General features: G+C 55.2%; 13 protein-coding genes, 1 tRNA gene and 4 pseudogenes. 7 read left to right on the forward strand and 11 right to left on the reverse strand.

The window, feature by feature from the left end:
* Positions 1 to 124: 124 nt before the first annotated feature.
* A pseudogene (locus LOY69_RS17500) lies at positions 125 to 1,114 on the reverse strand (phage late control D family protein); the annotation flags it as partial.
* Between the two features lie 81 nt (positions 1,115 to 1,195).
* On the opposite strand from LOY69_RS17500, the gene LOY69_RS17505 reads away from it, so the two are divergent.
* Positions 1,196 to 1,666 carry a hypothetical protein gene (locus LOY69_RS17505; RefSeq protein WP_265073301.1) on the forward strand — a complete coding sequence of 157 codons (471 nt, stop codon included), beginning with the start codon at positions 1,196 to 1,198 and terminating at the stop codon, positions 1,664 to 1,666.
* A 515-nt stretch (positions 1,667 to 2,181) separates the two neighbouring features.
* On the opposite strand, the gene LOY69_RS17515 is transcribed toward LOY69_RS17505, so the two are convergent.
* The 4 genes and pseudogenes from LOY69_RS17515 to LOY69_RS17530 all read right to left on the reverse strand — a co-directional run bounded on the left by LOY69_RS17515 (position 2,182) and on the right by LOY69_RS17530 (position 6,787).
* A complete protein-coding gene (locus LOY69_RS17515; protein WP_146036716.1) occupies positions 2,182 to 2,775 on the reverse strand; it encodes a hypothetical protein in 594 nt (197 codons plus the stop codon).
* 67 nt (positions 2,776 to 2,842) lie between these two features.
* Positions 2,843 to 3,049 (reverse strand): tail protein X, encoded by a 207-nt coding sequence (locus tag LOY69_RS17520; RefSeq protein ID WP_102882559.1) that lies wholly within the window; start codon positions 3,047 to 3,049, stop codon positions 2,843 to 2,845.
* Positions 3,024 to 3,874, reverse strand: a pseudogene (locus tag LOY69_RS17525) (phage tail protein). Before LOY69_RS17525 ends, LOY69_RS17520 begins: the two are co-directional and overlap by 26 nt.
* 840 nt (positions 3,875 to 4,714) lie before the next feature.
* Entirely contained in the window at positions 4,715 to 6,787 is a 2,073-nt protein-coding gene (locus LOY69_RS17530) for a translation initiation factor IF-2 N-terminal domain-containing protein (protein ID WP_265073302.1), read from the reverse strand.
* 548 nt (positions 6,788 to 7,335) lie between these two features.
* On the opposite strand from LOY69_RS17530, the pseudogene LOY69_RS17535 reads away from it, so the two are divergent.
* The 3 genes and pseudogenes from LOY69_RS17535 to LOY69_RS17545 all read left to right on the forward strand — a co-directional run.
* Positions 7,336 to 7,458 (forward strand): annotated as a pseudogene (locus tag LOY69_RS17535) (transposase domain-containing protein); the annotation flags it as partial.
* Positions 7,459 to 7,718: 260 nt separating this feature from the next.
* Positions 7,719 to 7,986 (forward strand): annotated as a pseudogene (locus LOY69_RS17540) (DUF4224 domain-containing protein).
* Positions 7,987 to 7,989: 3 nt separating this feature from the next.
* On the forward strand, positions 7,990 to 9,054 hold the full coding sequence (locus LOY69_RS17545; RefSeq protein WP_265073303.1) for a tyrosine-type recombinase/integrase: 1,065 nt from the start codon (positions 7,990 to 7,992) through the stop codon (positions 9,052 to 9,054).
* 105 nt (positions 9,055 to 9,159) lie between these two features.
* Here LOY69_RS17545 and LOY69_RS17550 read toward each other — a convergent pair whose 3' ends face one another.
* From LOY69_RS17550 to LOY69_RS17570, 5 genes are all read right to left on the reverse strand, one after another.
* On the reverse strand, positions 9,160 to 11,406 hold the full coding sequence (locus LOY69_RS17550; protein WP_265073304.1) for a hypothetical protein: 2,247 nt from the start codon (positions 11,404 to 11,406) through the stop codon (positions 9,160 to 9,162).
* A 251-nt stretch (positions 11,407 to 11,657) separates the two neighbouring features.
* A complete protein-coding gene (locus LOY69_RS17555; protein ID WP_265073305.1) occupies positions 11,658 to 11,861 on the reverse strand; it encodes a hypothetical protein in 204 nt (67 codons plus the stop codon).
* A 14-nt stretch (positions 11,862 to 11,875) separates the two neighbouring features.
* Positions 11,876 to 12,745: an HNH endonuclease signature motif containing protein gene (locus LOY69_RS17560; RefSeq protein ID WP_265073306.1), complete on the reverse strand. Its 870-nt coding sequence runs from the start codon at positions 12,743 to 12,745 to the stop codon at positions 11,876 to 11,878.
* Complete coding sequence (locus tag LOY69_RS17565) at positions 12,693 to 13,082, reverse strand: (deoxy)nucleoside triphosphate pyrophosphohydrolase (RefSeq protein WP_110652726.1); 390 nt, start codon at positions 13,080 to 13,082, stop codon at positions 12,693 to 12,695. The genes LOY69_RS17560 and LOY69_RS17565 overlap by 53 nt, the downstream gene beginning before the upstream one ends.
* A 223-nt stretch (positions 13,083 to 13,305) precedes the next feature.
* Positions 13,306 to 13,379 (reverse strand) — tRNA-Cys (locus LOY69_RS17570).
* A gap of 394 nt (positions 13,380 to 13,773) precedes the next feature.
* Between LOY69_RS17570 and LOY69_RS17575 the strand changes: the two genes are divergently transcribed.
* The 3 genes from LOY69_RS17575 to LOY69_RS17585 all read left to right on the forward strand — a co-directional run bounded on the left by LOY69_RS17575 (position 13,774) and on the right by LOY69_RS17585 (position 17,304).
* On the forward strand, positions 13,774 to 14,874 hold the full coding sequence (locus LOY69_RS17575; protein ID WP_265073307.1) for a polyamine ABC transporter substrate-binding protein: 1,101 nt from the start codon (positions 13,774 to 13,776) through the stop codon (positions 14,872 to 14,874).
* A gap of 58 nt (positions 14,875 to 14,932) precedes the next feature.
* Complete coding sequence (locus tag LOY69_RS17580; RefSeq protein WP_110652769.1) at positions 14,933 to 16,348, forward strand: aminotransferase; 1,416 nt, start codon at positions 14,933 to 14,935, stop codon at positions 16,346 to 16,348.
* Positions 16,349 to 16,425: 77 nt separating this feature from the next.
* Positions 16,426 to 17,304, forward strand: a complete 879-nt coding sequence (locus tag LOY69_RS17585; RefSeq protein WP_265073308.1) for a helix-turn-helix transcriptional regulator — start codon at positions 16,426 to 16,428, stop codon at positions 17,302 to 17,304.
* 117 nt (positions 17,305 to 17,421) lie between these two features.
* Here the strand turns inward: LOY69_RS17585 and LOY69_RS17590 are convergent, their stop codons facing one another.
* Complete coding sequence (locus LOY69_RS17590; protein WP_110652729.1) at positions 17,422 to 18,462, reverse strand: ABC transporter substrate-binding protein; 1,041 nt, start codon at positions 18,460 to 18,462, stop codon at positions 17,422 to 17,424.
* Positions 18,463 to 18,752 lie beyond the last annotated feature (290 nt).

Raw genomic sequence — 18,752 nt, forward strand, 5'->3', positions numbered from 1 at the left:
CCGGCGATGGTGACAATTCGTTGAGCAGCCGCTGGGGCAAGTTCGGCTCGCGCTCTTCCATGAACCACGCCGCAGGTGCCGGCGGTGGCTGACATCCCACCGCTACCACCCGAGGCAGCGGTGTTTTCGCCTTGCCCTTCTTGCCGCCGTTGCACTCGACCGTGGTGCTCCACCCGGACTGGGTGAATACCTGCTCGACCGAGTCCACCAGGTACTCGCCATCGAGGCCGACCTTGAAGCCCCGGGCATTGATCATGCGTTCAGCGAATAGATCGGTTCGGCCGGGCATCTCCAGGCGTACACCGGCGGTGCTGCGGTTGAATGCCGCCAGACGGGCCTTGGCGGCCTGCTCGGCAGCGAACTTGTTCGGGTAGATGTGGCGATCGGTGTGCACCGGCGGCAGGCCGTCCGGTGAGTCATCGTTGCCCAGGTCGACGACCCGCAGCTTTCCGCTCTTCTTGTCCTGGTGCTTGGTCTGCACCGCCTTGTGGGTGCTTTTGTCCCCCAGTCGGAACTGATAGCGGCTCACGTCGCGGCGAGTGATGGTGACAGGACCAAGGGCCTTGCCGCTGGCGCTCTGCCCGGCCTGCCGAGGCAGCACCAGCAGCTTGCCGTCGGCCACCTTGGCCGTGCAGTCGTACTGCTTGGCCAGGCGGGTAATGAAGCTGAAGTCGGATTCATTGAGCTGATCGACCCGGGGCACCTTGGTGGTCACCGGGCACACCGGTTGCCAGCCATTGCGGGTCGCCACATCGTGCACGATCTGCTGCAGCGGGACGTTTTCCCAGCTCCCGCTGCGGGTGGTCTTGCCACTACCGCGCATGTCGCTGGCCTTGCCCCGGATCTCGATAGAATCAGGCGGGCCCGTCACCACGACCTCGTCCACCGTGTAGCGCCCAAGGCGGGTCAGTGACTGACCGGTGTAGCCCATGAACACCTCGATGCTCGCGCCCCGGTTGGGCAGCGCCACAGCGCCGTCGCGGTCGTCGATGCGCAGCTCAAACTCGTCAGACTCCATGCCGGGCTTGTCAGAGGTACGCAGGGTCAACAGCCGGTCATTGATCAGTGCGGTGATGTTCTTACCGTCCGCAACGATTCGGAATACAGGCGTCATGCAGTAAACCTCCCTCCTAGGTGACACAGCGACCGGGACTTCTTAGAATCCCCGGCCGCCGTCCCTACAGGAGTTGATAAAGTGAAAAAGATTTTCGGATTGACGCTGTGCCTACTGAGCGCTTCGATGGCCCAGGCAGAGCAGAAACTGCGTGTTATAGACTTGAGTGACGATGCGCCCGTGAGCGCAGAGGCTGCAGAGCGCGGCAGGCAGGCCATTGCAGCCCAAGAAGCCGCCAAGAAGATCAAGCCCAAGGAAGCCCGCGACTTCCTAAAACGTCTCAACAAGACCGTTGAGAAGGGGCAAACCATGGCTGCGTCCGGCACCATGGATGACGAGCAAGCTCGCGACCAGGCCATTGCCCTGAAGAAGCTAAGGGACGAAGCCGATCGCTTTGGAACACTATTTGCCCCCTTCGCTAAATGCCGCTTGGCCGCACTCAATGCCGAAAGCTCCTGGCAAGGAATGATTTCCCAGGACGCCCGGGAGTACTCCAATGACCATATGTCCTACCTATCCGCAGCCAAGGAATGCGCCAAGGCCGCCGGCTAATACCACAGCTGCAGTGCGGCATGGGTCACCGCCAGCAGCTCAGACAGCACGACAAGCACCCAGCCCGGAACGGCTGGGGCTTATCGGCCAGACTCTGATCGGCATACTGTACTAACAAGTGTTGTGCTGATCGAAACGTGAAGTAATTAACTCTCAAGCGCCGCAAACGCCTCACAATTCCATCCCCCATCCTTTTAACGTACCCAGCTATCAAACCTGTCATTTCGTTGATTCGTGAACTTGCGAAACTTGTGCCTACCTGAAGCTCGTCCGACTCCATCCCAAACTCATCCGAGGTGCGTAGAGCTAACAGACGGTCACTTATTAGGACCAGAATATCTCGACCATCGACAACGATCCGAAATATCGAACACATAAGTAAAACTCTAAAAAAGCCCCGCGAATGGCGGGGCTTATTGGTAAAAGTACAAACTAAAATTAGGAGCGCTTTTAAAAATTCATCCAAATCAAGAAAAGTCAAAAATCAGCGCATAGCTTTTATTATAAACAATACTTTAACGAGCAGCTTCTGCGCGACGACAAAAAACTGGCGACCTTTTCAAGTTCTTTTCAACAGCACAATATTCCAAGGCTGACTCCAAGCCAAATCGCCGAAAAGTTATATTATAAGGCAACTCACCTAAATCACCGGTAAGCAACCTCTCATATTCAACATCTTTCATACCATCCAAGTTATACTCCATAATCAACCCGTTAGTATATCTAGTCGGTCCCCCTGGAGCAGATACCTGTAGCTGAGATTGAAATATAACTTTCGAATACTTATCAAGACCTGTGCCTTTAATAGCAACTAGTGCCTTTTTCGTTGAAGAAAACGTTCTCAGAACCCAACCTTCTCCATCATGAGTATATTTCGGCTTATATGTAACTCTAATCCAGTTATCGCCAACAAAAACATCAGCCAGCTCATCACTTGCAACAGTGATCCGATGAATCAGCAGCAATTTGGCTTTCAGCTCATTACTCGCACCGGCAGGATACTCAGGCTCGCTCGCAAGCTTCCTATCAGTTACCCATGACAAAACTCCTACCAATACAGCAATAATTAATATTACCCGCCCTGGGGTTATTATTTTCTTGTTACTCATCAGCAATATCCCTATCCGATCTAAAAAACGGGCGCATGTTACCAACAATGCCTCTGTATTTCCTTCCTTATGCCCAAAGCTGCACCACGGTCTCAGCATCGGCCGGCAAATCCGGCAGCACAATCAACACGCCAGCCCGGAACGGCTGGGGCTCATCGGCCAGCCCCTGGTTGGCATCGAGCACCGCTTCGACACTGCCATTCAAGTGCCCGTAATACTGGTGACACAGGGTGTCCAGCAGATCCCCGTCAGACGTTCTGCATGTCGTCGCCATAGCTCACGAACTCCATTGAAAAGCCCTGCTTACGCGGGATGCCCCCGGCCAGCAGGTAGCTCTGTTCTTCCTCAAGGCTGGTCATGCACCAGGTGCCCAGCACTTCGCCATAGCCCGTGGTCAGGCTCAGCGGCTGCAGCCGTCGCCCGATGCTACGCAGTTTTTGCAACTGACCCAGCCCCCCCCCCTTGAACCCAGGAAACACCCCACCCTTGCGGGTGATCTTGTCGTCGCCCTGCCCCACTGCCTGCTGCGCGATGCTGCGGGTCAGGTGTTCCTGGCCAGCCCAGCGGAACCCCGCCAGACGACGCAATTCTTCAAAGGCTGCAGTGTCAAGGTTGAAGTAGTACGGCTGTCCGCCAGTCTTAAGCGGGTGGATGATCAGCAAGTGCGGGAACGGCTTCACCGCCTCGGCCGCCGGGGTGCCCAAGTTAACGAATGATCCAGTCGGAAGGATGTTGCCCAAGGAAGGACTGACTTGCCCTCCGATCCGGTTGATCGCAGCGCTGGCCTTGGCGGTCTGCTCCTGCAGCGTACCGAGGCGCTACTGGATCTGCCCCACCGCCGTCACCGCCTGGCTGTGCTTAGCCAACACCTCGCCGACAACGGACTGCACGGTGATGCGGCGCAGGGTCCGCTGGAGCTTGGCGCCCATCTCAAGCCCCACAAACGGGATGTTCTCCAGCTCCGAGGCGGCACCGGTAATCTCGCTAATGGCTCCGTTCAGTCGGGTCAGCATCCATCCGCACTGCTGCGGCCCGCCTCCCAATCTGAATACCGCAATGACAGAGCACTCAGACAACTCACAGCCAAAACGCTCAACATCTCACGCTCAATGCAGGGAGATTTTTCTTAAATTCGACGCTAAAACCCGCGATCTGCAGAAGCGATCCAAAAATTTGCGGAAGTGATTGCCCAAATCCCAGACAATAAAAAACCCCGTAGACGTTAATCTAAGGGGTTTTCAAGGATGGAGGCCGAGGTCGGCGAACCGGCGTAGGCGGATTTGCAATCCAGATAAAATTTCATGTTTTTCAGTTAGTTAGTGATAGATCCGTTCCGCAAATGCCAGCGCCTAGAAAGACTGTAACCCACGGCCTACGCGGGTCGTGATTTTGATTGCGGAACTGATTTCACTGCGCCCTTAGCGGTTCAGAGCCCAGTGACAGTCGCAGTCCTCAAGGCTCCTCTACCCCTCCTCCTGAATCCTGCAAGCTCAATCAATCCGATCTGGATATTGGGTCTAGTCACGACGTAACTTCAGTGGGAATTCCGCCATCTGGACGGAACCATTGGGACTGGTTGCGTCGACAGAGGTATGACCGACTTGCGAGTCCCCATTTCAGACCCAAGCGAAGAAGTTTACTTCTATGACAATCTCGGAGGGTAAACCTTCATGGTAAAAGACACGTGCCATAAGCTGATTGAAATGGTTGCTTCCAATTAACGTGCTCCCCCCTCATGGGCCAAGACGGCGCCCCGCAAACTCCATTAGATGACCGACAGGAACCGACCAAAAACAGGAGCTGTAGAGCCCCCCCAACTTGCTATGCTTTCCCGGCGCATATCCTGATCAGCTTTTCAAAGCGGCAATCTCATGATGCCGGCATTACACTGCTGGACTCTGCGCAACTGGAGAAAATCACCAAATTGCCTACTCAAGAATTACTGAAGTAAATTTTCGAGGTGCGTCTTCAATGAAATGGCCACCTCAAAGTTTTTGGATATTACAAATTTATCTAAGACACGATCATCGCACCCACTTTTTTTAACTTCAACTTTCAGAGCCTTATGCAATTTTTTTCCAACTATAGTTTTAGGCCCAATCGCTCCAAGCTGCTCCCATAACTCTTCAGTTATTACACCGCCACCATCTTCGTACAGAGTACGTATAGTCAATTTGCGCTTTTCTTTAAATATTTTTTTCGCGCCTTCTCCACAAGCATCTACAGCTGCATTTAGCCATTTTCTAGCCTGCTCCTCTTCAACCGAAAATACGGAGGCTAAATACTCTGGCTGACAAAAATACGCTTCGGCATCTACAAAATCCGTCACCCAGACACCCACATCTTTAGTGTCATAGCGAGACACCCATAAAGCAACGTCCTGCTCAGTCATAAAGTCTCGATCTCGATGGATTAGCACCTTCATTCCAAAGTTATTATCACCAATAAAACCTTTCAGAAGCGAATTTTTGGGTAAGTTGTCAATGCCAAAACACCTGCACACGGCAACTTGTCTGTACAAGCTAGGCCACTGTCGAAGTATCGAGATTATGGGTTGAGCATCCTCATCCTCGACAAAGAAAAGTATTTTTTTATCGAGGCCTCCCCAGCCAAGCAAGGCCGTGATAACTTCATCATCTTCATTTACAACCTCTCCGTCTCTCAGCCATAACAACTTTGAGCGATGGGACGCTGCCCTTGCTATATTAGGACTATGTGTAGATAAGATCACTTGAATATTGAAGTCTCCGGCCGCACGTTCAAGAGCCTCGATAAGCCTTTCTTGCTTGTCTGGATGGAGGTGAGCATCTGGCTCATCGATCAATAAAAGTTTTGGCCTGAATAGGATGAGGTAAGCAAAAATCTGAACAACCTGTAATATTCCAGTTGCAGCACTTTCTAATGGGCGCTTCTCCACGCCCAATCGTTCGTCCACAAACATTGCGTTGATATGAAAATCTTCGCGTTCATCAAATGCCGTTTCGATCTCGACTCCAGGGTGAACCATCTGAACAAGCTGGCTGAGTTTCTGTATCCGTTGCGCAGCATAGCTGGTATCGTCCTCTCCTGGCTGCCGGCTTGCTAAGTTAAAAAGTACGTTACGTAGCACCCCTCCTGCATCACCGCTAGCGGCCTGCCGTCTGAGGAGGGGCTGAACTAAAATTGTTTCCTTCTCTGCAAGCCCTGCAAGCCCCGGAATATATGCGGTAATTAACTCTGTTCTTTGTTTGAAGGGAGTTACGGCTACGCCGCCATCTATACTCACTGATACACCGCTTCTATTTCTAGCTGCCCATATCTTCACGCTGGCCAAAGAGCTAGCTTCGTCCTCTTTTTCGGAAATTATAAAATTAACGAGAGTAGGATCGCTATCTCTAGCAGAGGAAAGCTCGCTTTTATGAGCAGTTTTGAGTGGCTCGCTGGAGGGGGAATAGTCCAAGCGGTCAAATGAAATAACTTCTGACTGCTTTCTTGGCTCGATGTAGCTTGCAGCTCGGGCAGCCCAATGTATTGCTTGTAGCGCCGAAGATTTTCCAGAGCCGTTCGGACCTACCAGTATAGTTACGTCCGCCAAGGGTAACCTTAAGCTCTTTATCGCCTTAAAGTTTTTAATCTCTACTACTGAAAGCTTCGACCATCGATCTGCCTTAGCGATTTCTTCACTATTGTCACCATTGAATGCTATAAGACTTGAAATATCCGCGGGCTCGGAAACTTCTGCAGGAGATAGGCGCTGCACAAATATTTTCTTTTTTCGCACCTCAACAGAGATCGACTTACTTCCAGCAATACGCAAAGTTGAAGTCTTCTTATTCGACGACGGTCTTTCTCCGCGAGCACTACCCCTCCTGCTAGAGCTTTTCAAGTAGCCTAGAAGAATAATTTTGTCCTGATCTGATACGACATCATTCGCTTCGGTATGATTTAGACCTGCACTAGCCAGTTGCTCGAGAAACCGCTCTACAGAAACCCCAACCTCGTTTGCCAACTCAGCAACTGTAAAATCAGACATAAACAGATAGTTCCATTATTAGTTTATTTGCATCTTGCAGTAATTTCCTAGTATTCAGTGAAATGCATACAGTCTATGAACAAGCGGATTCTTAGCCTTTCGACAATAACCCAGCATCATCGCAGTGTCTAGGCATCAAAAACCGGAGCGAGAGTAGCTTGCATCATACCCACTTGCGCAAAATGTATGAGTTAGTGAGACTCATTGAAGATATGCTCGTCGAACAACTACACGTTGTGGTACTTGGAGATGATCGCTTTGATGGCGTAGATAAGTCAGTCTACTCGCATCATTAAGCCAATTTTTTCCTGAGAGAAAGCGTCGTTCCGAGCTAGCCACCGGTCGATTTTTAACGCTGTTCGCGATTGTCCGAATTGGGTCGAAAAGAAAGAATCATACGCCGATTGTGCTCGGGTATTAACGCAAAAAAGCCCTACAGCCCCGAGAAATAAGGGCTGTAGGGCTTTTTTGACAAAGCTAGAGATAGTGCCACTTGGCATTAAATGGCATTGATTGGCGTACGGATTGCCCCATTTTTGCCCCATGTGGCGGCGATTATGAGTTTGATCCAGTCTGCACGGCTGAATGGCCATGATCCGTATGCCTATCTCAAAGATGTGCTGATGCGGCTGCCCACGATCACAGAAGGGACCGTATCTGGATTGTGGCCGACGCCAACGGCTTCGGACGGGAAAGGCAGCGTTCTACCAGAGACCGCCAGGAAGAGAGCCGAAAAGTCTTCGCGGGGTGTACGCCTGCCCGAGCACTTAACCCTTCTGGGCTTGCTGCCTGGAGGGAGGCACAACCCCGAGTTCAGCGAGTGGTTGATGGACTGGCCATTGCAATGGACAGACATCGCGCCATTGGAAATGGCCAAGTTCCGCGAGTGGCAGCAACAGCTTTTTATGCACTTTCCAAGTGAGGTGGCCGCATGACCACTAACAACGCCCTAAATACAGTTAACGCACTGCAGAGTGAAACACTTGACCAGGACGAACTGCACACCATTACCGGGTTATCAGCTCCCGTCCAAACAAATCCAATGGCTGACCAACAACCATTGGGAGTTTGTTCTGACCGGTGCACGGCGACCCATCGTTGGCCGGGTTTACGCCAGGATGAAGTTAGCTGGAGTTAAACCCTCTGCAGCTAGTGCCGTGACTGAAGTTTGGTCGCTCAACCTTGCGAATGTGAGCTGACCCGTGCGCAAGAGAACCACAGCCAACCGCGACCTGCCGCCACGCATGGTGCGCCGTATCAGAAAGGGCAAGAACGGCCAGATCTGGACGGCGTACTACTACGACGGCAGGGACGCCGCCGGCAAACGCAAGGAGATCCCGCTGGGCACCGACCTCGATCAGGCCAAGGTGGAATGGGCCAGGCTGGAGCACAGAGCACCACCCAAGCCCAACCACCTGATGAGCTACGTGTTCGATCGGTACGAAAAGGAGATCATCCCCGGCAAATCGATCCGCACCCAGTCGGACAACCGCAAGGAACTCAAGCAGCTCAGGAGAGCCTTTGAGAACGCACCTATCGAGTCGATCACCCCCCAGGTGATCGCCCAGTACCGCGATGCCAGAACCGCCAAGGTCCGGGCCAATCGAGAAATCGCCCTGCTCTCTCACGCGTTCACCATTGCCCGAGAGTGGGGCCTGACCGACAAAGCCAACCCGTGCTTCGGCGTTCGCCGTAACAAGGAAAAACCCAGGGACTACTACGCCGGCGAGACCGTATGGAATGCGGTCTACGCCGAGGCAGTGCAGGAGCTGAAGGACGCGATGGACCTGGCCTACCTGACCGGCCAACGCCCCGCAGACGTGCTCAAGATCGCCGCCACCGACCTGAACAACGGCTTCTTACTGATAGGCCAGGGCAAGACCGAAAAACGCCTGCGCCTGCGCCTGGAGGTAGAAGGCGTCCAGTCAGGTTTGAGCGCCTTTATCAAGGATCTACAGGAGCGTAGGAGCATCAACGGCATCAGGACCTCGACGCTGATCACCAACACGTCGGGACTACGAATGAGCCAGCAGATGCTGCGCAACCGCTGGGACGATGCACGGGAGACGGCTGCCATCAAAGCTGCGGCCGGTGGTGATCCGGCACTGGCGTTCAGCATTCGGCAATTTCAGTTCAAGGACATTCGGCCGAAGGCGGCTAGTGAGATTGAGCTGACGCATGCAAGTCGGTTGCTTGGGCACTCGACCGAGGAGATGACCAAGAAGGTCTATCGGCGAGTTGGAGAAATCGTTAAACCTACAAAATAGCCGCGTGCTACCAAGATCATGATTGGAAGCAAACAGCCAGAAGCGGCTGTTCGAAAGTGCTCTTTTATACAAAAATTGCAAGTCAAGGCTGCCGTAGTCTGCACCTCAATGTATCGGCTGTTCGACAGTCAGAACGCCTGCCATCTCAAGCAGTAACTCGCGCACTGCGACTTGGTCTTGCTGCGCAAGAGCGCGATCAACCGAGCAAACAGCGTGAGTGCGCCGCATCTGGTTGGCGTTCCTTGCCAGATTAGTTGCGGCACGGACACGCACTTCCGCAGAAGGAGCGCCTTCGCTAGCGAGCATCTCACGAAACCGAGCCTTGAGCACAGTCATGGCCCCGTGGGTCCCCTCGTCAATCGCCAGGGCGGTCAACGCTTTGATCGACGCTTCCAAAATCCCCCAACCAGTTTCGTGTCTTCCACCCTTCTTTGCCCATGCTATCAAGAGCTTTTGGCATCTTTCATAGAACTCCAAACAGTCCTGCTGATATCCGTTCGAAGCTGCCTCAAAAAGGCTCTCGGTAACGGAGTAGTTTTCGGCAAAAATTACGGATTCCCTATCGTCTGGGAGCCATGACAACATCGAAACAAGCCAGAAAGCATGCCTCCTCAGGTTGTCCCTCAGGTGTTCCGTACAGGCAGGTGCGTTCGATAGTGCGTTCAGTAACTCAGAGATCCCAACAATCCAACCGACGGCATCAAAGGTAAAGGAGGACCGCTTCTGTATGGCAAGCAGGAGAAGCTCCTTCTGCGGGATATAGATCTGATCTGCCCAACTCTCGATATTGTGGATAATTTCGCTGGCACGCACATTGTCCGCGGAAGCTCCCAATAGCTGATTGACCAGCAATTTGAGCCTTTGCAGGAGTGAAGAAGCGCTTGTGCTAGAAAAGTAGGGGCCAAGTGTATTTCGGTGCCTGGAGCCTAGTGGCGTGTCGGGCGTCTCCAGAAATCGTTTCGCTGCTTCGGTCACAGCAGAACGCAATTGGCTTACGGGGTAGCCGAGTTCGTTCTTTCCCTTTACCAACAGGTCATAGGTGAAGTCTGCAAGCTGCTCAAATGCGGTCAGCGTGACTGGTTGATGACTTGTTTTGAGTACGCCGACATAGGAAAGGGATGCGATCTTCTCTGCCATACCGACAATCTCGGTCGGGCTGGTGTGGTCAAGCGAAATTTTTGACGCGCGCCCCATCAATCGGATGCCCTCCATCATGAGGTCAGGCATGTTGTGCGAAATGACGGACTCAATAGCGGACTCCATGTAGCCGGATGCAAGTAGCGCGTGGTGCTTACGCCGGTCTCGGCCCGGATACTCGATCCGCAGATACACTCCATAGAGTCGCTCAATGGCACGCAGCGTGCTTTCCGCCAAACGCTCGTCCCCCCTCGCTAACGCGGCCTGCATCGTTTGCCGAAGTTGCTCTAACGAGGTGTTGATGAAGCCGTCGGTAGAGCCTGGCGTCTCGAAGAAAGGATTGACTCCGACGAAAGTACCGCGCTTCGCTTCGCAATAAGCGACGTTAATCAGCATCATGTGCATGAACGCTGAATCCGTAACCTCGTAGTCGCCCTGTTCCGCGAAGCGCTTTGCATAAGAAATGGCGTAGTGGATCGCTTGCCCCGCGGATACGGTCCAGTATGCGTTGTCTTGGTAAAACCGTGCCTTAGGGGCGTTGAAATGGAATTCTTCGTCAGCGTCAAAGATGGCCGTCTGCCGCTCCTCCCTTATCAGGATTGCGGCTTTGTCTGCCAACCGGCTCCATCTTTGCAAGTCCCGCTGAATCACCCTCGACATGATCGTGAGTTGCTCGATCGGATTAATGAGCTGGAGAGCTCGCCGGTATGCGTAAAGAAACAGCAGTACAATCACGGCGATTCCCCAGATCGCTGTAATGATCGCAGGAATGGCCCAGGTTCCGTCTGGAATCAGCGACGTCCCAGCGACGACTATCGCCGTTAGGAAAGATCCGAGAAACGAACCGAGCAACCTCGTGTCGGAACTTAACTGCCTGAACAAGCCATGCGGCATGCGCTCCACATTAGTCTGCATCGCGAAAACGACGAGCGAGAACGCAATAGCTGCGGCTCCGATCAGCGCTGCTCCTGTGCCGCCCAGCAGACTCCTGAGCGCGGCTAAGCTCTCTTGACTACTGAAATAACCTCCGGCCACGCACTGTAGAAACGGCATCGAGAACACACTAAAAAGCACCGCAGTCAGCAGAGTAAGCACTGCAAACTTCAATCCATGACGCAGCCGCCAGTGTTCCAGTCGGATCTTGAGCTGATGCAAGCGCAGCACATTAGCTGCGTAAGCCTTCTTTAATCGAAGGTGTAGCTTTTGTAGCTTCACCCACTAGTTCCTTGATTTTAGAAACATACATAGACTCCATTCCTCTATCATGGCTGAAGAGTATCTGCTCATTTTGCTGTGAGCGGCGAGTCTGTGAAAACCGAGTCAGAGTGTCTCCCCCAACAATCCGTTGGAGTCTAAGGCGGACAAATTTGGACTTCCACAACTGGCTGAAAGCGGTCGCGCCCAAAAAACGCAATCTGAATGCTGACATGCTTAGAAACTAAGGAAGTTTATGCCAACAAGAGCATTTACTTTTCACTCAATCTAGCCTTGTGCGAGCTCAGCACAAATCCACGCAAGTGGGTCAGTGCTGCCATTTCAGGATCAAGACCACGCAGAGTAGTTGTCCGCTGGCTGCCATCAGGAAGATAAACGACCAAATCGTCTCCTTGAACTATGTAGTAGCTGGTATACGTCACACCCTCATGCTCAAAACTAATTTCTTCTTCCATTTACAGCTCCTGAATTAAAGACTGCTCAACCGTGCGGTCAATATTTCCCTGTCTGCATCATCATCCAGCACATGCATTCTGCGGTGGCAGTTGGGGCAAAGCGCAGCAGTGTTCTCCACCGTATCGGCCCCGCCTTTTACAAGCCAAACAATGTGGTGCGTCTCCAGAAAAGGGGCTCCGTCTTTCTTGTTGAACGGTGCAGCTTCTTGGCACAAGTCACACCGCCCCTTGGATCTGCGCTTGGCATGCTCCGCGACCCAGGCTGAACGTTGATGCTGGATAACTTTGGCACTGCGCTTTCCGACACTGATCCGCCCCTGTCGCCGAGCAAGCGCCTCCACCTCCGCATCACTCAACTTACGAGCCTGCTTCTCCTTCACCTGGTTTAGCTGTTGCAGCGTGGAATCTGGTATGGCCGGCAGAGCACCTGACTTCAGGCGAAGCGGGAATATCCATACAGAGCGCTCCCGCCCCTTAACGTCAGGCTGCCTCTCCTGATAAGGCTCATCAGCCAGCTCCACCTCAGCCATGTAGGTATAGGTTTTAGCAGTGAATACCTCGAACAGATGCACGGATACGCCGTTGGCACGAGACTCATTCAGCGTTCTGTTTTGGTTAAATTCCAGCGACTGATCACCCTGCTGACCCATACCGGTGTAGTGCAGCACATCATTAACCCAGCGATCGTCATAAATGGACGCCACATGGTTCGAAACGATGACGAGGGTGTTAGTACGATTTGAGCGGCGCATCCCACCTTGCGGACTGCATTGAAACAACTGCGTCAGATCGTCGTTATTGAGATTAGAGCCTGGGACTGGAGGAACAAAATTAACCATATGTTCGGATGATCTCTTCAGCAATTGGAACATCAGCAGGAGCAAGGTCGTATTGCAGCAATTCGCAAGGGCTTACCCACTCGACCAGGTCATGTACCTGCAGAACAAATTGGGTGGATTGCAAAACGACGCTGACGGCGATCAGTTCGATCGTGCCGCCGGGATAGGTATAAATCGAAGAAGTGAGAATCTCGCCGGCGTCGGACTCAACACCCAACTCTTCAAGTAGTTCGCGGGTGATACAGTCCTGCGGTGTTTCGCCATGCTCAAGCTTGCCGCCAGGAAACTCCCACATGCCTGCCAGCTTCTGGCCTGGAGCTCTGCGTGTGATAAGAATTTTCCCGCCGAGATGTACGACCGCGGCAGCTACTGGTGCTTTCATAGCGCGATTCCTTATCGCCAAGTCAGAAAGATCCGTAGGAACGAAGGGAAAACATCTTAGCCGAGAACCATCACCAGTCCGCACTCCGAGAAGGGAAATGCTCTTCAGTGCGATGCCAAAAACAGGCGAGTTGCGGAAGTGATCTAAAAAACTGCGGAAGCGATTGCCCAAATCCCAGGCAATAAAAAACCCCGTAGACGTTAATCTACGGGGTTTTCAAGGGTGGAGGCCGAGGTCGGAATCGAACCGGCGTAGGCGGATTTGCAATCCGCTGCATAACCATTTTGCTACTCGGCCCCAAATGTCCAATGCCTGAAAAACAACACTGGCCACATACAAACTAGAACGGTTTTCGAGATCAACCTCATCTCGCAACTCTTTGATTTCTAAAGAGTTTTTCCGTTTCCTCGCTGAGGAATGGTCGCAATTATGGACATGTTTTCCATTCCTGGCAACTCCTATTCGATATTTTTTCTGCCGGGCTGTTTCTACAGGTTTCCGGGCGGGCAAATACGCCTCGAAGTCGCCGACGGGGCTGGATGATTGCATAAATCAAGTCCGATAGCTCGCCCTTGCCTGTTCCTCGCTCACCTACCCGATCGGGTTATGGCGTGTGTGCGGCCGCTCGCGGACAGTAGCGCCAACGGCTCGACCCGGGCTCCTCCCATCAGGTTCAAGGCGGAATTCCAGCATGCGTACAGCATTCCCTGCGGTGTTTGGCGTGGTTCTGATAGTGGCGGCAGCCTGGGTGCAGGCCGAGGAGCCCGCAAGCAAGACGCTGCGGCTGTACAACTGGTCGGACTATATCGGCGAGAACACCCTCGCCGGCTTCGAGAAGGCCAGCGGCATCAAGGTGATCTACGACACCTTCGACTCCTATGAAACCGTTCAGGGCAAGTTGCTGCCCGGGCGCTCCGGCTACGATCTGGTGGTACTCAATGCGGCGCTAGTGCCGCCCTTGATCAAGGCGCAGGTATTCCAGCCGCTGAACAAGCAGTGGTTGCCCAGTTGGCAGAATCTCGATCCCCAGGTGCTGACAAGCCTGGAGAACTACGACGCCGGGGTGCAGTACTCGGCGCCCTATACCTGGGGCAGCAATGGGGTGACCTATAACGTCGACAAGATCCGTGAGCGGATGCCGGACGCGCCCATTGGTTCCCTGGCAATGCTGTTCGATCCCAAGGTGGTGTCGCGCTTCGCTGATTGCGGAGTGACGCTGCAGGACTCGCCCACGGACATTCTGCCGCTGGTGCTGGCCTGGCTGGGGCGCAACCCCAATAGCGCCGAGCCTGCAGATCTCAAGGCCGCGCAAGATGCCTTGATGGCCATACGACCCTATATCCGCAAGTTCGACTCCACCAGCTACCTCAATGGCCTGGCCAATGGCGACCTGTGCCTGAGTGCGACCTGGTCCGGCGATTACGCCACCGCCCAGGCCCGGGCCAATGAAGCGGGGGCACCGGTCAAGCTCGACTATTTCATTCCCAAAGAAGGTTCGCTGATCTGGTTCGACAACTTCTACATTCCCGCCGATGCGCCGAATGTGGCCAATGCCCATGCCTTTATCGAATACCTGTTGCAGCCGCAGGTGATGGCCGAGGTCAGCGACTACATCCGCTATGCCAATGCCAACCTCAAGGCCACCCCGCTGCTCGCTGCCGAGGTGCGTGACAACCCGGCGATCTACCCCGATGCCCAGACCCGGGAGCGACTGTTCACCCAGAAAATCCAGTCTCCCGCCAGCACCCGCCTGATCACCCGCACCTGGAACATGGTGAAGATCGGCAAGTGATCCATGCCTACCCATTCCACGGACGTTGCGTCCAATGGTTCAACCCGAGGTGAAGCCCATGGCCATCCAACCCGAAGCCTTTTTTCAACAGTTCGACGACCCACAACTGGTGGCCGCCGACAAGGCCCATTACATGCACGGCTTTCATATGTTCGACGAGCACCGCGAGCAGGGCTCGCTGAACATCGCTGCCGGTGACGGTGCCTATATCTATGACACCGCCGGCCGGCGCTACCTGGATGCGGTCGGCGGCATGTGGTGCACCAACATCGGCCTGGGCCGCGAGGAAATGGCCGAAGCGATTGCCGATCAGGTAAGGCAGTTGGCCTACTCCAATCCGTTCTGCGACATGGCCAATGTCAGCGCCATCCAGCTCTGTGAAAAACTCGCCAGCCTGGCACCGGGGGACCTGAACCACGTGTTCCTCACCACTGGCGGCTCCACTGCAGTAGACACCGCCTACCGCCTGGTGCAGTTCTATCAGAACAGTCGTGGCAAACATGAGAAGAAGCATGTGATCTCGCGGATCAATGCGTACCACGGCTCGACCTTCCTGACCATGTCCATCGGCAACAAGGCCGCCGACCGAGCTCCCGAATTCGACTTCATGAGCGACCTGTTTCACCACATCTCCTGCCCCAACTACTACCGTGCCCCGGCAGGTATGAGCGAGGCGGATTTCCTCGATTTTCTGGTGGCCGAGTTCGAGGACAAGATCCTCACCATCGGCCCGGACAAGGTGGCCGCCTTCTTCGCCGAACCCATCATGGGCTCAGGCGGAGTGATCATTCCGCCCGAGGGCTATCACCGGCGGATGTGGGAAATCTGCCAACGCTACGACCTGCTGTATGTCGCCGATGAGGTGGTGACCTCGTTCGGTCGCCTGGGCACCTTTTTCGCCTCCCAGGACGTGTTCGGCATGCAGCCGGACATCATCACCACCGCCAAGGGCCTGACCTCGGGCTACCTGCCCCTGGGGGCCTGCATTTTCTCCGAACGCATCTGGCAGGTGATCGGCGAGCCGGGCAAGGGCCGTTGCTTCACCCACGGCTTCACCTACAGCGGGCACCCAGTCAGTTGCGTCGCGGCGCTGAAGAACATCGAGATCATCGAGCGGGAAAACCTGCTGGCCCATGTCGAGGAGGTGGGGGTCTACATGGAGCAACGCCTGCAGACCCTGGCGCAGTTGCCCCTGGTCGGCAATGTACGCTGCAAGCGGCTGATGGCCTGCGTCGAGTTCGTCGCCGACAAGCACAGCAAGAGCCTGTTGCCGGAGGCCCTGAACATTGCCGAACGCATCCACCTGCGAGCCCAGGCCAAGGGCTTGCTGGTGCGTCCCATCGGCCATCTCAACGTCATGTCGCCACCGTTGATCATCACCCGTGCGCAGATCGACGAAATCGTCGATACCTTGCGCGAATGCATCCTCGAGGCTGCAGCCGAGCTGCGCCGTGACGGCCAGTACCTGGGTTGATGAATCGACAACGGGCACCGACAGCACTGCGAATCGGGGTCTTACCCGGCCTGCGCCCGGCAGTTAAACTGCCGGGCATGAGCGCATCTGCCAATCCCCCCAACGCCCCACTCTCCCTCGATGCCCTGCAGGCCTGGCATGCCGGCTTGGCCAAGGCATTCGACAGCGTGGACGATGAGGCCTTCCTCAGCCATCTGGCGGCAGCGCTGAATGCCCTGACCCCCATCGAATCCATGATGATCAGCCTGGAACGCAAAGGCTTGCCACCCCAGTTGCTGCATGAGCAAGGCATTGTCGGCGCGTACCGCGACGAGATCATCAACCGCTATTTCTCCCGCGGCTACCTGCTCGACCCCTTTTGCCTGGCGGTGGAAAACGGTCTGGCGGAAGGTTTCTACCACCTCTCGGAAATCGCCCCGGACGACTTCTTCGCCAGCGAGTACTACAAGACCTACTACCTCAAGACCGGGGGCGCCGAAGACAGTTACTACATCGTCGACCTCGACCCGCACAGCAAGATTTCCCTGTGCATGTTCCAAGGCTTGAGTGGTGCACGCTTCGCCAGCGAACCCTTGGCGCTACTGCGGGCGGTGGAGCCGCTGGTGCGCGAGCTGATCCGTCGTTTCGGCAGTGCCGGCGGCCTGCAGCAACTGGTGCGGCACGCGACTCAGGGTTCGCTGCCGGCCCAGGCACCGGCCGACCTCAACCAACAGATCGAAGCCGCCTTCATGAGCTTCGGCACTCCGCTACTGACGGTGCGTGAACGGGAGATCGCCCACCTGATCCTGCGCGGTCACTCGGTGAAATCCACGGCCAAGGTGTTGGAAATCTCTCCGGAAACCGTGCGCATGCACCGTAAGAATCTCTATACCAAGCTGACCATCAGTTCCCAGGCGGAGCTGTTTTCGTTGTTTATCGACTGGCTGACCCAGCGCCCTCAAGCCCCCGCCCATTGAGCCGACGGGTGTGTCCAGCTCGCCGCCGCCCCGGCAACGCCGTCAGATCCCGGAAATCGGACCAGGGCCTGCACAGCTTGTGCAGGCCCTTTTTTCCTCAGTGCATCAGTGATGCATTCAACGGGCCGCCCAGGCGTTGAAGCGCTGCTCCAGCTCCTCGCCATGGTCGACCCAGAACGCCGCATCCACCGCCCGCGCGCCCCGCAGGTTGGCCTCGTAGGTCGGCAGTTGCTGCTGCACCGCCTCAGGCAACAGGGGCAGTGCCTGACGATGCACCGGTCCATAGGGAATGTTCTGCGAGAACACCTTCTGCGCCTGGGGCTGGCTGGCGAACAGGATGAAATCTTCGGCCAGGGCCTTGTTCGGCGAGCCTTTGACTACCGCCCAGTACTCCGGATCGTACAGGCTCTGGGGCCAGAGGATACTCAACTGCATGCCCTCCTTCTGGGCCATGGCAATGCGTCCGTTGTAGGCCGCGCTCATCACCACATCACCGGCCACCAGCCATTGCGGAGGTTGAGCCCCGGCTTCCCACCACTGGATGTAGGGCTTGATCTGATCCAGCTTGGCGAAGGCCCGGGTCACGCCTTGCGGGGTGTTGAGCACCTGATACAACTGGGCCGGCGCCACACCGTCCGCCAGCAGGGCGATTTCCAGGGTGTACTTGGCGCTCTTGCGCAAACCGCGCTTGCCGGGGAAGTCCTTGAGGTTCCAGAAGTCGGCCCAGGACCCGGGCGCCTTGGCCAGCTTTTGCGGAGCAAAGGCCATGACCATTGACCAGACGTAGGTGGCCACGCCGCACTCGCTCAGGGTGCCCGGGACGAACTGCGCCGGATCACCAAAGCGAGCCAGGTCCAAAGGTTCGAACAAGCCCTCGTCACAGCCGCGCAACAGCTCCGGGCTCTCCACTTCGACCACATCCCAGCTGGTCTTGCCGACATCGACCATGGCCTTGATCTTCGACAGTTCACCGTTGTACTCCCCCGCCACCACCCGGGCCGCCCCGCTCTGGTTGAAGGGTTGGAAATAGGCTTTTTCCTGAGCCTGTTTGGTGGCTCCGCCAAAGGAAATGACGGTGAGGTTCTGCGGTTGGGCCCAAGCCCCGGTGCACAGCAGAACCCACGACAATGCAACGCCGCAACGCAAGGTGTTGGACATAAAACCCATCCTCAAGAAAGCCGGCTCGCCCGCACGAACCCGCACAGCAGGAGCCTGGAAGCGACCGTATTCACGGGCGGTACTGCACCAGGCACTACGAGTCTTGGTCAGCGGTGCAAGGCGCCTGGCAGCACAGGCCAGGTAGCCGGATCGTCACCGTTGCGGGCTCTGTGGCCCCGTTCGCTTGGAGTGTTTGCAACCGGTCCGGGGTGAGCGGACGCGGTCTTGCTCGAATGGCGGTTCATCGCTTGCTCCCTGTTGTTTTTGTAGGAAGAACAAATCGATCGGCA

Source organism: Pseudomonas sp. B21-059 (assembly GCF_026016285.1).
GTDB lineage: Bacteria > Pseudomonadota > Gammaproteobacteria > Pseudomonadales > Pseudomonadaceae > Aquipseudomonas > Aquipseudomonas danubii.

Excerpts from the sequence above, each read along its gene's own strand:
- LOY69_RS17515 (WP_146036716.1), bottom strand. The coding sequence starts at position 2,775 with ATGAGTAACAAGAAAATAATAACCCCAGGGCGGGTAATATTAATTATT.
- LOY69_RS17530 (WP_265073302.1), bottom strand. The coding sequence starts at position 6,787 with ATGTCTGATTTTACAGTTGCTGAGTTGGCAAACGAGGTTGGGGTTTCT.
- LOY69_RS17520 (WP_102882559.1), bottom strand. The coding sequence starts at position 3,049 with ATGGCGACGACATGCAGAACGTCTGACGGGGATCTGCTGGACACCCTG.
- LOY69_RS17580 (WP_110652769.1), top strand. The coding sequence starts at position 14,933 with ATGGCCATCCAACCCGAAGCCTTTTTTCAACAGTTCGACGACCCACAA.
- LOY69_RS17565 (WP_110652726.1), bottom strand. The coding sequence starts at position 13,082 with ATGAAAGCACCAGTAGCTGCCGCGGTCGTACATCTCGGCGGGAAAATT.
- LOY69_RS17590 (WP_110652729.1), bottom strand. The coding sequence starts at position 18,462 with ATGTCCAACACCTTGCGTTGCGGCGTTGCATTGTCGTGGGTTCTGCTG.
- LOY69_RS17555 (WP_265073305.1), bottom strand. The coding sequence starts at position 11,861 with ATGGAAGAAGAAATTAGTTTTGAGCATGAGGGTGTGACGTATACCAGC.
- LOY69_RS17575 (WP_265073307.1), top strand. The coding sequence starts at position 13,774 with ATGCGTACAGCATTCCCTGCGGTGTTTGGCGTGGTTCTGATAGTGGCG.
- LOY69_RS17585 (WP_265073308.1), top strand. The coding sequence starts at position 16,426 with ATGAGCGCATCTGCCAATCCCCCCAACGCCCCACTCTCCCTCGATGCC.